The organism is Pantoea sp. SJZ147 (assembly GCF_007828605.1).
Taxonomy (GTDB): domain Bacteria; phylum Pseudomonadota; class Gammaproteobacteria; order Enterobacterales; family Enterobacteriaceae; genus Pantoea; species Pantoea allii.
On record NZ_VIVB01000017.1, the window covers coordinates 111,852 to 124,205 of the forward strand.

Genomic DNA, 12,354 nt, shown 5'->3' on the forward strand with positions numbered 1-12,354 from the left:
GCATGTTTTTCGTTGCTGCATCCGGTAAAAAAGCTGTTATTCTTAGTTCGTTACGTGATCACGATGAGATTCCGATGAAATACCAGCAGCTCGAAAATCTTGAAAGTGGATGGAAGTGGAAATACCTGGTGAAAAAACATCGGGAAGGTGAGCTGATCACGCGTCACCTGGAACTCAGTGCTGCGCAGGCCGCGGTCGATAAGCTGTTGGTGATGGAAAATAATCCGGTAGAAATTAACGACTGGATCAACCAGCATATTCATCCCGATCTGGACAACCGACTTAAGCAAACTATCCGTGCCCGGCGAAAGCGACATTTCAATGCTGAGCATCAGCACACACGTAAAAAATCAATCGATCTCGAATATCTGGTCTGGCAACGGCTGGCGGGATTAGCGCAGCGCCGTAACAGTACGCTGTCCGAAACCATCGTGCAGCTCATCGAAGATGCCGAACGCAAAGAGAAGTACGCCAGCCAAATGTCGACGCTGAAGCAGGATCTGCAGGCGATATTAGGCAACTCGGGTTCTGAAAAAGAGTAGTGGGCGTACCATCTGGACAGCCGCTTCAGAGCAAAAACCCCATGAGCCATCTCATATTCAGGACAAAAAAAACCCCGCATTAGCGGGGTTTTTTATCACGTATAACTTAAGCCTGTGGCTGAGTTACAACGTCTTTGATGCCTTTAACATCGATTTCTACACGACGGTCTGGCGCCAGGCAGTCGATCAGGGCCTTACGACCTTTCACGCTGTCACAGGTGTTGCCAGTAACTGGGTTAGATTCACCCATGCCGCGAGCAGAGATCTTGTTAGTAGGGATACCTTTAGATACCAGGTAATCTACTACTGACTGAGCACGTTTCTCAGACAGTTTCTGGTTGTACTGCTCTGAACCGATGCGATCGGTAAAGCCCAGAACAACTACTGAACCGTCTTTAGGATCCATTGAGCTCAGCTGGCTGTACAGCTGATCCAGAGCCTGCTGACCTTCTGGCTTCAGAGTCGACTTGTTGAACGTGAACAGGACGTCTGATTTCAGAGTGAAGCGCTTGGTCTGAACCACTGGCGCTGGAGCTGGTGCTGGAGCCGGAGCTGGTGCAGCAACATCATCCTGACCGAAGCGGTAAGAAACACCCAGGCTCAGCATGCCGTTGTCTGGACGAGCACCAACGGTCTGTGCATCACCGATGTTGTTAACCCACTGGTAATCCAGACGGGTTGCCCAGTTTTTGGTCAGCGCATATTCAACACCAACAGCGGCCAGTGGAGAAACACCGGTGTCGTGGTCGCTGATGCGAGTGCCAGTAGCTACGTTCTGCTGAGTAGAGTCTGCACGCCATACCATGCCACCCAGGCGGGTATAGATGTCCAGATCGTCTGCGATTGGGTAGCTCAGTTTGGCAGCCAGCTGGATGCCCTGTGCTTTAAATGCGCCATTCACCTGGTTGCCTTTATTAGGCATACGACCTAACCAGTCATAACCCAGTTCAAAACCCAGGTATGGGTTAGCCTGGTAACCACCGAACGCACCCGCGCCCAGTTGGCTTTCATGAGTTGGGCCGTCGTTGTTTTGGTAACCGTGACCGTAGTAACCAGTGTCGTGATACTGAGACCAGCCCAGTTTAGCACCGGTGTACCAGGTGTTATCTTTTGGGGCGGCCTGCGCTACGGTAGCGAAGCCAGCCAGTGCCACTGCAATTGCGATAGCTGTCTTTTTCATTTTGCGCCTCGTTATCATCCAAATAGGCAATGAGCATAAAGGTTGCTCTTGGTTTAATCCTTCGCCGGGTCAAAACGCTCGCTTATGACTCTACCGCAAAAAACGGAGGTTATTGAGCACCCTGGCGAGATAAAGTCTACAACGAGATTGGAAACTTACAAGTGTGATGTGAGGCACTTATGTAAAAAAACAGTGTTTTATACATAATTTCTAACAATTTAGCCTGAACTTCTGTGGGGTGCTTACCCCACAAAAAGGGGGCTAAGCCGTTGTCATTACTGGGGGGAGCAGAATCAGTGTCTTAGCCTTTAGTCAGATAAAAAACCTGTTGAGATAAATCTCATTTTTTACTTAATGAAACAAATCAGACTGAATTTTTAGCGAACTTTCTGGTCTTACTGCCGTTTTGGGAGTTTCACCCGACCGCAAAATGAGCCCCAGGGCTTTTCCTTCCGCCGCCGCAAGTTCCAGTTCACGACGTTCATCTTCATCCAGTTCGTAGGGAATCCAGGCCAAAACAACACTGTAATTTCCTGTGCGTAACGCTTTAATCATGGCCTCTACAGCATTGTAACGTTCAGCATCGGCGATATGCATACTTTTCTCAAGTGGCAAACCCGATTCCTGCATCCAGGCCCGGCTCAACTTATGGGCAGGCGTTAACCACAGTTGCCAGCGAGATTGTTGACTCAATTGCTGTAGCAGCGGTAACAGCAGCATCTGCATCATGCCAGGCTGTTCGCTGTAACGTAATTCAGTGATCCAGCCTCCGTGCGTTGCCGGAACAGAGGACAAGGCGTAACGGTGAGCAGAGCATACATTACTGGTATGTTGGGTGCGCATAAATTAATCACTCAGCAGTTGACTGTATGGATATACAGTAATGGCATCCTGGATAAAGATCAACCTGAATTTCTGAAAATGCCTCGCAAAATTTGCACAAGGTTGTGTTTAAACGGATTTATTCATTGAACCTGTTACTGAATTTACTTATCTTCTAACCGTCTGAATAGTAACGTTTTTAACAGGTTTGTGTTACAAGGAGGTGATGATATGAAGAAACAGCAGCGGGTCATCCTGCGCTCAATACAGCAGTTGGCCCCGTTGGGTCATGTTCAATCCCGTACCCAGTTTGGTGGCTATGCCCTGGCGGTTGAACGGGTCGTTTTTGCACTGATAAAAGAAGATCAGCTCTATTTACGCGCCAGTGAAGAATTACGGGAATATGTGGCAGAACAGCCGCTGGAACCGCTTACGTTTCGCAAACGCGGGATAGCGGTCAGCCTGAATTATTATAAGGTCGATGACAACCTGTGGGCTCACCCAGAGCATCTGGTCGCGCTGTCTGCCGCTTCACTGGAAACCGCCCGGCGTGAACAAGATGACCGCCAGGGCAAGGTGCGTTTAAAAGACCTGCCGAATGTCAGTCTGCGACTGGAAATGATGCTGCATGAGATAGGTATCTGTACCGTAAAACACTTGCATGAAGCAGGGGCCAAACAGTGTTGGTTAAAACTGAGACGCAAGAACCATCATCTTGGCCTCAAAACGCTGTTAGCGCTTGAAGGGGCGATTTCCGGTCATCATCAGGCGGCGCTGCCGCAAACCATTAAAACCGAGTTAGGCGAGTGGTATCAGGCCGCACTGATGATGTCGGAGGGGAAAGAAAAAGGCCGTTAGCGTTTGCCCAGTGTGCGTCGCAGGCGTGCAATGTCGGGCATCAGCGCGACCAGTAAACCCAGTTGCTGTAGCACCAGCGGCGCACGTGGGTCCGGCTCGGTAGTGAGCTGCGCGATGCGCTGCACCAGTTCAATACGCATTTTTTCTGCCCGGCTGTCACTGACCACATCCGTCTGCAGCACATCCTCGACATAACATACCGTATCGTCGAGCAGCGCCAGCAGGGCAGGCTGCGTCACTTTGTCTCGGTGCGCGCCCAGCGCAGAGATATAGCTCAGGAAGGAGTGATTCAGGCACAGTAACTGAAACGCCGACTCCCGAAGTTTAAGGCTGGTGCGGGTCTCACTGCTCATATTGGATACTACCGATGCCAGCTCGGCATCAGCGTTGTGCGCGTCACGACGGGCAATACGATAAGCAAGACGATTGTCTTTACCCTGATGATATTGCTCCATAATGGCATCAAGATAGCGACAGTTGGCATTCAACGTTCGGGTGGCAACGGCCGGAAGTTGGCGAAAGCGCCAGTCAGGCCAGATAAAGGTGACCGCCAGCCAGGCCAGCGCGCAGCCCAGCAGCGTATCAACGACCCGGGGTAATGCCACTTCAAAACCTTCACCCAGCAGGTTAAAACAAAGCAGAACCAGCAGGGTAATAAACAGGGTTGCCTGGGCGTATTGCACCTGGCGAAACGCAAAGAACAGGACACCGGTCACGACAATCAAAAACAGCTGGCCTTCCACAGAGGGCACCAGCCACAGTAAAGGCAAGCCAATAGCAATGCCTGCCAGCGTTCCCCCGATGCGCAGTGCCAGTCTGCGCTGGGTCGCACTGTAGTTGGGCTGGCAAACAAACAGGCTGGTCAACAGGATCCAGTAGCCGCGCTCCAGACCGGTAATCTGAATAAATCCATATCCGACGCACATCACCACTGACATCCTGACAGCATGACGAAACAGCGCAGAGGCGGGCGTCAGGTGGCGGCTCAGGCGCAGCTTAATGTCGCTCCAGCCACTGAGCTCCTCGCGCGACAGCATATTGTCGCTGTGCTGCGGATCGTCCGCCAGCGCCTGCTCAGACTCAATAGAGGCCAGTTGCGCATCAATCGCTTGCAGGTTACGTAATAACCAAAACAGCGCGCCGGTATGGGCTGCATCCGGATGGCTCTGTTCGAGACGTTGAATAGCGTTGTGTAAACGTTCAAAAACGCGCTCAAAACGACTGTCATGTTCCCAACGTTCGCGCAGTAAAAGCGCGCGGGCCAGTTGTCGGCATGCCTGAGCCTGCATGTTAAGCAGGCGCTGAAAGCGAAACAAAATTTCGTTATAACGCCAGTTGCCGCGCAGTAAATGGTACTGAAGATGAGACGAGCTGGCGCGTTCGTGGATGTCCTGGGCGACAAAATAGTAGTGCAGGCTCCGTCGGGTGCCACGCGAACCCCTGTCGCCACGTAAACGGCTCTGCAGGGTTGTTTTGGTCAGATTGAGTTGGGCGACAAGCTGGCTGTTCACCATGGCCGCCTCAACAAAAGTCGCATCGTCCTGGTCATCGGCATCAGGATCAAACAGGTTGGCTTTGGCATCAAGATAGTGCGCTAACTGAGAAAAACTGGCTGCCAGTTGTTCCTGAACCGGGCGAACGGGAAACATCATGTGCCCCAGCAGCGTCAGCAGGTTATACCAGAGCGCGCCGACCAGCAGCAGCATGGGCTGCAGATACCACTGTGAAAAAAGTCCGATGCCCAGCATGGTGTAAACGGCAATCAACAATGCGCCGAAAGCAATGGTGGCATAGCGCTGCCCCAGCGCGCCCAGCAGAATGAAACCCCAGGTGGAGATGGCCAGGCCGACAATAAAGGCCAGCGGGTGAGGGAATAACAGCTCTACTGAAACCGAAGCGATACAAAAGCACAACAGGGTGATTAACAGATTTTTTAAACGCCCAGCCAGCCGATCATCCAGATCGGCCAGCGCGGCGGCGACCACGCCAAGGGTCAAGGGAATGGTCCAGTCAATCTGCTGCAGTAACCAGGGAACCGCTGCGCATCCGCTCAAGGCGAACAGGATACGCAGCAGGTAACGCCAGGTGCTGTTAAAAAAATACTTGCGCCATCCAGACAGAATATTAATAGCGGCGACGGGCATTGGCATCACGCGCGGCACGCGCCTCTTCGACAGAGACAACCCGACGACCTACCGGCCAGAGTGCAATGGCGGCAATCTTGAAGTTTCCGATACCTACTGGAATGCCAATGATGCTGATGCACTGCACAATACCGACTGAAATGTGGGACAGGCACAGCCACCAGCCGAAAAAAATCAGCCAGAAGATATTCAGGAAGGTTCCCCCCGTATTCATGATGTGACTTTTACTGTCGGGGCGCAGGACGTCCACATGCACCGCTTCATTGCCAAACGGCAGAAACGAGAGCCTGGTGATTTCCCAGCAGGAGCGCGTCAACGGCAGGGTAAAAACCAGTACAACGCTGATAAGCGTTGCGAACAACCAACTGAGCGTGGTGAAGAATCCACCTAAAACAAAATTGAGAATATTTAAAACAGTGCGCATAACCCGCTTTTCCTTTTGCACTCCGCAAGATATGTCGCAGTTTACCGTGTTTTAAGGCTGGAGCGTCAAGAGTCTGACAGGTAAACTCCGATTACTCTTTATATCGGTCGTTGGTGTCGGCGTGGAACTTAAAGCAACATCCATGGGCAAACGGCTTGCCCAGCATCCCTACAATCGGGTTCGCCTGTTGGCCGCTGGCGTTGAAGTCAGCGGCGATAAACACGAATATCTGCTCCCCTTTAACCAACTGTCCGACATTACCTGTAAGCGTGGCATGGTCTGGGGAGAGCTGGAGTTTTTGCTGGCGGACGGTAAAGTTGTGCGTTTGCATGGCACCGAATGGCAGGAGACCCAACGTTTCTACCACTACCTTATGCAGTCATGGCAGGCATGGAGCCATGAAATGAGTGAGGTATGCGCGGCAGTATTACAGGATCTTCGTGAGGAAATTCAAGGTTTCAGCGAGCAGGACCGTTGGTTAAAGCGCAGTGAACTGCAGGCCGTTAAGAACCAGATACTTAAGGAGTTCGATGCCTTACCCCTGCCGCTATCCCGCATCGAGAGTTTTGATTCCTGCCGTGAAAACTGGGCATTTTGCCAACACTGGTTACAGCAGGGTGACGCGGCAATCGGCCAGCGCAACCGCGACTGGACGGCCGCGATGTTAACCCGCTATCAGGATTTCTTCGCCACGGTTGAGTCCACACCACTTAATACCTCACAAGCCGAAGCCGTGGTCAATGGTGAAGATGCGGTGCTGGTGCTTGCCGGTGCGGGCAGCGGTAAAACGTCCGTGCTGGTTGCCCGCGCGGGCTGGTTATTAGCGCGCAGGCTCGCCTCCGCCGATCAAATTCTGCTGTTGGCGTTTGGCCGTCACGCGGCTGAAGAAATGAATGACCGCATTCAACGTCGGCTAGATGTGGCCGATATGCAGGCGCGTACTTTTCATTCCCTGGCCTTGCATATCATTCGCGAAGGCAGCAATAAACAGCCTGTTATCAGTAAACTGGAAAGCGACGCCGGCGCACGCCGGGCGTTGCTGGTCGATCACTGGCGGCAACAGTGTAACGAAAAGAAGGCTCAGGCTAATGGCTGGCGGCAATGGCTGCGTGATGAACTGGCGTGGGAGATCAGCGAAGGTGCATTCTGGCAAGATGATCGATTAGCTGAGCGCCTGGCTCCCCGCCTTGAACGCTGGCTGAGTCTGATGCGCATGCACGGCGGCGCGCAGGCCGCCATGATTGCGGATGTCCCTGACGCGCTACGCGACCTGTTCAGTAAACGGATCAAACTGATGGCACCGCTGCTCAAAGCCTGGAAGAGTGCACTTAAGGATGAGGGCGCCGTCGATTTTTCAGGGCTGATTCATCAGGCCGTCGCGATTCTGGAAAAAGGACGTTTTATCAGCCCCTGGAAGCATATTCTGGTGGATGAGTTCCAGGACATTTCTCCGCAACGCGCGGCCTTACTGAGCGCGCTGCGCCAGCAAAACAAGCGTACCACGCTGTTTGCTGTGGGGGATGACTGGCAGGCGATTTATCGCTTCAGTGGGGCTGAAATGAGCCTGACAACGGCGTTTCATCACTATTTCGGTGAGGGCGACCGCTGCGTGCTGGACACCACTTACCGCTTCAACGATCGTATTGGCGAGATTGCCAACCGCTTTATTCAGCAAAATCCGCATCAGTTGCGTAAGCCCTTAAACAGCCTGATTAAAGGCAATAAAAAGTCTATCGCGCTGTTGCCCCAGGATCAGCTGGAGGCGCTGCTGAATAAACTGAGTGGTTATGCAAAACCCGATGAGCGAGTGCTGCTACTGGCACGCTATCACTATTTGCGCCCGGATTTACTGGATAAAGCCAAAACCCGCTGGCCAAAATTAAACATCGACTTTCTGACCATTCATGCCAGCAAAGGCCAGCAGGCCGATTACGTGATTCTGCTGGGGCTTCAGCAAGGCAAAGAGGGTTTTCCCGCGGCTCAGCGCGAGTCAATTATTGAGCAAGGCTTGCTGCCTCAGCCTGAAGCCTTTCCCGATGCAGAAGAGCGGCGGCTGGCTTACGTCGCGCTCACGCGCGCGCGACAGCAGGTCTGGTTGCTCTTCGATAAGCAGCAACCGTCGGTCTTTGTTGAGGCATTTCGTGAACTGGACGTGCCGGTGCTGCGCAAAGCCTGAGTTATTTCAGACGTTCAGCCAGGTAGCGTTCATAGTCTGGAATGCGTATATCGACGGACTGAGCAAACAGCGGCGACTGAATAATAAAATCAGCAGTTGACCGATTGGTTGCAACCGGAATATTCCATACCGTGGCCAGACGCAGCAGGGCTTTGACGTCAGGATCGTGAGGAACCGCATTTAACGGATCCCAAAAAAACATCAGTGCGTCAATTTTACCCTCGGCAATCAATGCGCCAACCTGCTGATCTCCGCCCATTGGGCCACTCAGCATCGCATTGACGTTCAGGCCGGTGTGACGGTTTATCAGATTACCTGTGGTGCCTGTCGCATAGAGAATATGGGGTTCGAGCGCTGGCTGATTACGTGTGACCCAGTCCAGCAGAGAGGCTTTGCAGTGGTCATGGGCGACCAGCGCGATATGTTTTTGTTTTCCAAGGGTACGTAGGGTGTATTCCATAACAGCATCCTGATGCAAAGGAGCAAATCGCCCGTTGCAGCAGTTTACCTCGTGCTATTTCAGACTATCAACTTGCCCGCAACATTTTGACCAGATTTATAAACTGCTGACGAGTGGCCTCATCGAAACGCTGAAACCAGTGCTGAAGTGACGGGGTCGTGGTGTCTACAGACCAGGCAAGGTCGGCGGTGAGTTGTGCTGACGGGGATGGCGAGGTGAGATTGGCGAATTGCGGTACAGAAGCCGCTAATCCCATACGATTGTAATCGACCATCGCTTTTTCAACATCCGCACCGGCTGTGACAGGCAGACGGTCGCGCACGCTAAAAACCTCTTTGCCTTTTTCATCCACCAGCCTGAAGGCCAGTGAACGGTCAAAATTATGACGTTCCCTTGGATTGTTGAGCTGCGGCAGGCGGATGGCAATGGTTTTTGCTTGGGCTGAGAAGGTCACAATCATCGGGACAGACTGATAGCGTTGCGCAACGGTTTTATTGTCACCCGGCTGTTGTTCTACCCGAAATAAAAACTGATGTTGACCACGCTCCAGTTCTAAACTGTCAGCCCCTTTCAGCAGTGAACCAGAAATCTTCCGACCATCTAAAACCATCAAGGTGATCTGGGGATCAAGTTTCAGGGTAATTGCAGAGCAGGATGCCGAAACGAGGAGAGCAATGAACCCCGTTACAGCCATTGACAGCTTCATTTCGACTCCGGTTGACAGTGGATGGATGTAGCAAATTCTTACATTATGGCATTAAGTTTACAATTATACATATTTATTCTAACGAAGCGGCACAATATGTCTTTGCAACTCACGTCGTGAGTATCAAGGCTCATCTACAATGAAGAGCAGACTCAAAGGAGAAGCGCATGAATGATCAGACTATTCGCGACGTATTGACCCGGACAAAGCGTATTGCCTTAGTCGGTGCCAGCGATCGCCCGGAACGTCCCAGTTATGGCGTAATGAAGTATTTGCTCGACCAGGGTTATGAGGTGATTCCGGTAAGTCCTAAGCTGGCAGGCCAAACGCTGTTAGGACAAACCGCCTATGGTTCACTGGCGGAAGTCCCTGGAAAAATTGATATGGTGGATGTGTTCCGCAATTCAGAAGCGGCCTGGGGCGTGGCGCAGGATGCCATTGCAGTGGGAGCAGATACGCTCTGGTTACAGCTGGGTGTGATCAATGAGCAGGCTGCGGTGCTGGCCCAGGATGCGGGGATGACGGTTATTATGGATCGTTGCCCCAAAATTGAGATCCCACGGCTGGGTTTGGGGCATTAAATGCAGCGGCGGCAAACAGATTGCCGCCTGCTGTTAGTGACGCAAATGCGGCGCCTGAAGCTGCTGACGCACAGATGCAGCCAGTTCATCCATCGACGGCTGCTCGGGATGTTCCGGGCTGGTTTCTCCAGCAAGCTGAATTTCGGCGACGTAGGTATGTACCTGACTGCCTTGCTCATCTTCCATCACGACATGGTACCAGGGCGCGCTACGCATGGTATCGACTGCTCCGATCTCATCCAACTGTGGCTCATCTAACGCGTATTCAGGATCGACATCGACAATCACACCCAGCACGCCGGATAACCGATGACGAACCTGCTGACCAATACCAAATTTACTGGCAATCATGATGACCTCCGAAAAATACTGTCCTGCATCATAGATGGGGGCGAGGACAGTCTTTTCAAGTCACATGACGCGGCAGGCGAAACCTTTCAGGTAAAGGCCTTCCGGATAGGTGGCAATCACTGGGTGATCCGCAGCCTGACGGAATTGCTCAACAAACTGTACGTCACGGCCTGCATCCAGTGCGGCATCGGCGATGATTTTCTGGAACAGATCAGTAGCCATTAAGCCCGAGCAGGAGAACGTGAGTAACATTCCGCCGGGATTCAGCAACTGAATCGCCAGCATGTTGATGTCTTTATAGCCACGGCAGGCGCTCATAAGCTGACTTTTATTTTCAACAAACTTTGGCGGGTCCATGATGATGAGATCGAATTTCTCACCATTATCACGATAGCGGCGCAGCAGTTTAAAGACGTCATCGCGCTGGAACTGAGCACGGGAAACATCTAATCCGTTCAGCTCAACGTTTTGACGTGCCACATCCAGCGCATCCTGTGATGTATCAACGCTAATCACTTCTCTACAACCGCCCATTAACGCCGAGACGGCAAAACCCCCGGTATACGAAAAGCAGTTCAGCACGCGAGCGTCTTTTGCATAGCGTCGTGTTGCATAGCGGCTGTCGCGCTGATCCAGGTAATAGCCCGTTTTATGGCCGCCCTGGATATCCACCAGCAGCTTCATATCGTGTTCCGTAATCGGCAACAGCGCGGGAGGTGGTTCACCGGTTACGGTTCCCTGCGTCAGCTCCAGCCCTTCTTTTTTACGAACCGCAACATCGGAGCGATCGTAGATAGCGCAATCCGGAAAACACTGCTGCAACGCTGAAATAATGGCAGGGCGCTGATACTCGGCCCCGGCAGACAGCAACTGAAGCACCAAAAAGTGGCCAAAGCGATCGATGGTTACGCCCGGCAGGCCGTCGGACTCGCCGGCAATCAGGCGATAGCTGTCCAGTCCGTCGCGTGCCGCCAGCCAGTCGCGCCAGATTTGTGCTTGCTGAAAACGGCGGACAAAGAAAGCGATATCGATAGATTCGTCCTGCTGCCAGCTCCAGACGCGAGCGCGAATTTGTGACTGAGGTGAATAAGCGGCACGCGCCAGCCATTTACCATTACTGTCACAAACATCAATGGTTTCCCCCTGCTGGGCTTTACCTTCAAGACGGGCGACCGCCCCAGAGAAAACCCAGGGATGACGACGGAGCAGGGACTTTTCACGTCCCTTGGCGAGAATCAATCGAACTGTCATAGTTTGCTATGCTTACCTGAAAAAATGAGGCGCTATTGTCCAGTGGATAACGGCAAATTGCAACGAACAGCAGGAGAGAACCATGGCGATGGTGTGTTACAAAGCCTGGGTACAGGGCACCGTGCAGGGCGTGGGTTTCCGCTACAGCACGCAGGCGAAAGCCAATGCGCTCGGCGTAAAGGGTTATGCGCGTAATCTCGATGATGGCCGCGTTGAAGTGCTGGCCAGTGGTGAAGCAGAGCAGGTGGAGGCTTTAGTGGCCTGGTTAAAGTCCGGAGGGCCGCGCACGGCACAGGTGGAAAACGTGTGGGTGGAGCCGCATCAGCCCACCGACATCCCACAGCGTTTTACCACCGGCTGATTAAAGACATTTTGCGGGCTTGGGCAGGCCGGCAATTTTTGTCGCCTGTTTAGCTGGGCCCTCCGGGAACAGGCGAAACAGATAGCGGCTGTTCCCTTTCTCTTCGCCATACTTTTTCGCCATGGCTTTTACCAGCATACGTACGGCGGGCGAGGTATTAAATTCCAGATAAAAGTCACGCACAAAGTGCACCACTTCCCAGTGGGCATCAGTCATCACGATAGCCTCACTTTCCGCAATCTGCCGGGCCAGCCCTTCACTCCAGTTATGGTGGTTTTTCAAATAGCCTTCGGCATCGACAGCGATTTCGTCACCGTTGTAGTTCATCGTGCTTCCTCATCGTCATTTGGGCTGCAGTTTACCAAACTGACAGCGCAGAAAAAGCAAAAACCCCGCCGGGGCGTAATGCCGATCATTTAAGGATCGGTTGACCGATCCAGTGGCAGGTGTAAAAAGGGTTCATGTTCATCATGGACCCTTTTTTATGGAACTCTCACA

The 12,354-nt window shown here is 52.6% G+C and carries 14 protein-coding genes; 5 read left to right on the forward strand and 9 right to left on the reverse strand.

Translation table 11 applies throughout. The annotated features are described in order from the left end of the window. Positions 1-74: 74 nt before the first annotated feature. A complete protein-coding gene (gene matP, locus FBY13_RS21525; RefSeq protein WP_141248571.1) occupies positions 75-542 on the forward strand; it encodes a macrodomain Ter protein MatP in 468 nt (155 codons plus the stop codon). Positions 543-648: 106 nt separating this feature from the next. Here the strand turns inward: matP and ompA are convergent, their stop codons facing one another. Together ompA and sulA are read right to left on the reverse strand one after the other, a co-directional pair. Continuing rightward, the gene (gene ompA, locus FBY13_RS21530) at positions 649-1,722 is read right to left on the reverse strand and encodes a porin OmpA (RefSeq protein ID WP_063878983.1); all 1,074 of its coding nucleotides are present in this window, start codon (positions 1,720-1,722) and stop codon (positions 649-651) included. A gap of 351 nt (positions 1,723-2,073) precedes the next feature. Further along, a complete protein-coding gene (sulA, locus tag FBY13_RS21535; protein WP_063878984.1) occupies positions 2,074-2,565 on the reverse strand; it encodes an SOS-induced cell division inhibitor SulA in 492 nt (163 codons plus the stop codon). 210 nt (positions 2,566-2,775) lie between these two features. On the opposite strand from sulA, the gene FBY13_RS21540 reads away from it, so the two are divergent. Next, positions 2,776-3,402 carry a TfoX/Sxy family DNA transformation protein gene (locus tag FBY13_RS21540; RefSeq protein ID WP_145395102.1) on the forward strand — a complete coding sequence of 209 codons (627 nt, stop codon included), beginning with the start codon at positions 2,776-2,778 and terminating at the stop codon, positions 3,400-3,402. On the opposite strand, the gene yccS is transcribed toward FBY13_RS21540, so the two are convergent. Both yccS and FBY13_RS21550 read right to left on the reverse strand, forming a co-directional pair. After that, positions 3,399-5,546, reverse strand: coding sequence for a YccS family putative transporter (gene yccS / locus FBY13_RS21545; RefSeq protein ID WP_063878986.1), 2,148 nt, complete (start codon positions 5,544-5,546; stop codon positions 3,399-3,401). The two genes, FBY13_RS21540 and yccS, sit on opposite strands and share 4 nt — an antisense overlap. Continuing rightward, entirely contained in the window at positions 5,527-5,970 is a 444-nt protein-coding gene (locus tag FBY13_RS21550) for a YccF domain-containing protein (protein ID WP_145395103.1), read from the reverse strand. The genes yccS and FBY13_RS21550 overlap by 20 nt, the downstream gene beginning before the upstream one ends. 121 nt (positions 5,971-6,091) lie before the next feature. Between FBY13_RS21550 and helD the strand changes: the two genes are divergently transcribed. Next, positions 6,092-8,146 carry a DNA helicase IV gene (helD, locus tag FBY13_RS21555; RefSeq protein ID WP_145395104.1) on the forward strand — a complete coding sequence of 685 codons (2,055 nt, stop codon included), beginning with the start codon at positions 6,092-6,094 and terminating at the stop codon, positions 8,144-8,146. Position 8,147: 1 nt separating this feature from the next. Here helD and mgsA read toward each other — a convergent pair whose 3' ends face one another. Both mgsA and FBY13_RS21565 read right to left on the reverse strand, forming a co-directional pair. Then, complete coding sequence (mgsA, locus tag FBY13_RS21560; RefSeq protein WP_145395105.1) at positions 8,148-8,606, reverse strand: methylglyoxal synthase; 459 nt, start codon at positions 8,604-8,606, stop codon at positions 8,148-8,150. Between the two features lie 67 nt (positions 8,607-8,673). After that, entirely contained in the window at positions 8,674-9,312 is a 639-nt protein-coding gene (locus tag FBY13_RS21565; RefSeq protein ID WP_063878990.1) for a DUF2057 family protein, read from the reverse strand. A 167-nt stretch (positions 9,313-9,479) separates the two neighbouring features. On the opposite strand from FBY13_RS21565, the gene FBY13_RS21570 reads away from it, so the two are divergent. Continuing rightward, complete coding sequence (locus FBY13_RS21570) at positions 9,480-9,893, forward strand: CoA-binding protein (RefSeq protein ID WP_063878991.1); 414 nt, start codon at positions 9,480-9,482, stop codon at positions 9,891-9,893. A gap of 33 nt (positions 9,894-9,926) precedes the next feature. On the opposite strand, the gene hspQ is transcribed toward FBY13_RS21570, so the two are convergent. After that, on the reverse strand, positions 9,927-10,244 hold the full coding sequence (gene hspQ, locus FBY13_RS21575; protein WP_063878992.1) for a heat shock protein HspQ: 318 nt from the start codon (positions 10,242-10,244) through the stop codon (positions 9,927-9,929). Between the two features lie 60 nt (positions 10,245-10,304). Beyond that, on the reverse strand, positions 10,305-11,495 hold the full coding sequence (gene rlmI / locus FBY13_RS21580) for a 23S rRNA (cytosine(1962)-C(5))-methyltransferase RlmI (RefSeq protein ID WP_145395106.1): 1,191 nt from the start codon (positions 11,493-11,495) through the stop codon (positions 10,305-10,307). An 82-nt stretch (positions 11,496-11,577) separates the two neighbouring features. Here rlmI and yccX point away from each other — a divergent pair, with 82 nt between their 5' ends. Next, positions 11,578-11,856 carry an acylphosphatase gene (gene yccX, locus FBY13_RS21585; protein ID WP_145395107.1) on the forward strand — a complete coding sequence of 93 codons (279 nt, stop codon included), beginning with the start codon at positions 11,578-11,580 and terminating at the stop codon, positions 11,854-11,856. Here the strand turns inward: yccX and FBY13_RS21590 are convergent, their stop codons facing one another. Continuing rightward, positions 11,857-12,183: a TusE/DsrC/DsvC family sulfur relay protein gene (locus FBY13_RS21590; RefSeq protein WP_145395108.1), complete on the reverse strand. Its 327-nt coding sequence runs from the start codon at positions 12,181-12,183 to the stop codon at positions 11,857-11,859. Between the last annotated feature and the right edge of the window lie 171 nt (positions 12,184-12,354).

Excerpts from the sequence above, each read along its gene's own strand:
- matP (WP_141248571.1), top strand. The coding sequence starts at position 75 with ATGAAATACCAGCAGCTCGAAAATCTTGAAAGTGGATGGAAGTGGAAA.
- ompA (WP_063878983.1), bottom strand. The coding sequence starts at position 1,722 with ATGAAAAAGACAGCTATCGCAATTGCAGTGGCACTGGCTGGCTTCGCT.
- sulA (WP_063878984.1), bottom strand. The coding sequence starts at position 2,565 with ATGCGCACCCAACATACCAGTAATGTATGCTCTGCTCACCGTTACGCC.
- FBY13_RS21540 (WP_145395102.1), top strand. The coding sequence starts at position 2,776 with ATGAAGAAACAGCAGCGGGTCATCCTGCGCTCAATACAGCAGTTGGCC.
- yccS (WP_063878986.1), bottom strand. The coding sequence starts at position 5,546 with ATGCCCGTCGCCGCTATTAATATTCTGTCTGGATGGCGCAAGTATTTT.
- FBY13_RS21550 (WP_145395103.1), bottom strand. The coding sequence starts at position 5,970 with ATGCGCACTGTTTTAAATATTCTCAATTTTGTTTTAGGTGGATTCTTC.
- mgsA (WP_145395105.1), bottom strand. The coding sequence starts at position 8,606 with ATGGAATACACCCTACGTACCCTTGGAAAACAAAAACATATCGCGCTG.
- FBY13_RS21565 (WP_063878990.1), bottom strand. The coding sequence starts at position 9,312 with ATGAAGCTGTCAATGGCTGTAACGGGGTTCATTGCTCTCCTCGTTTCG.
- FBY13_RS21570 (WP_063878991.1), top strand. The coding sequence starts at position 9,480 with ATGAATGATCAGACTATTCGCGACGTATTGACCCGGACAAAGCGTATT.
- hspQ (WP_063878992.1), bottom strand. The coding sequence starts at position 10,244 with ATGATTGCCAGTAAATTTGGTATTGGTCAGCAGGTTCGTCATCGGTTA.
- rlmI (WP_145395106.1), bottom strand. The coding sequence starts at position 11,495 with ATGACAGTTCGATTGATTCTCGCCAAGGGACGTGAAAAGTCCCTGCTC.
- yccX (WP_145395107.1), top strand. The coding sequence starts at position 11,578 with ATGGCGATGGTGTGTTACAAAGCCTGGGTACAGGGCACCGTGCAGGGC.
- FBY13_RS21590 (WP_145395108.1), bottom strand. The coding sequence starts at position 12,183 with ATGAACTACAACGGTGACGAAATCGCTGTCGATGCCGAAGGCTATTTG.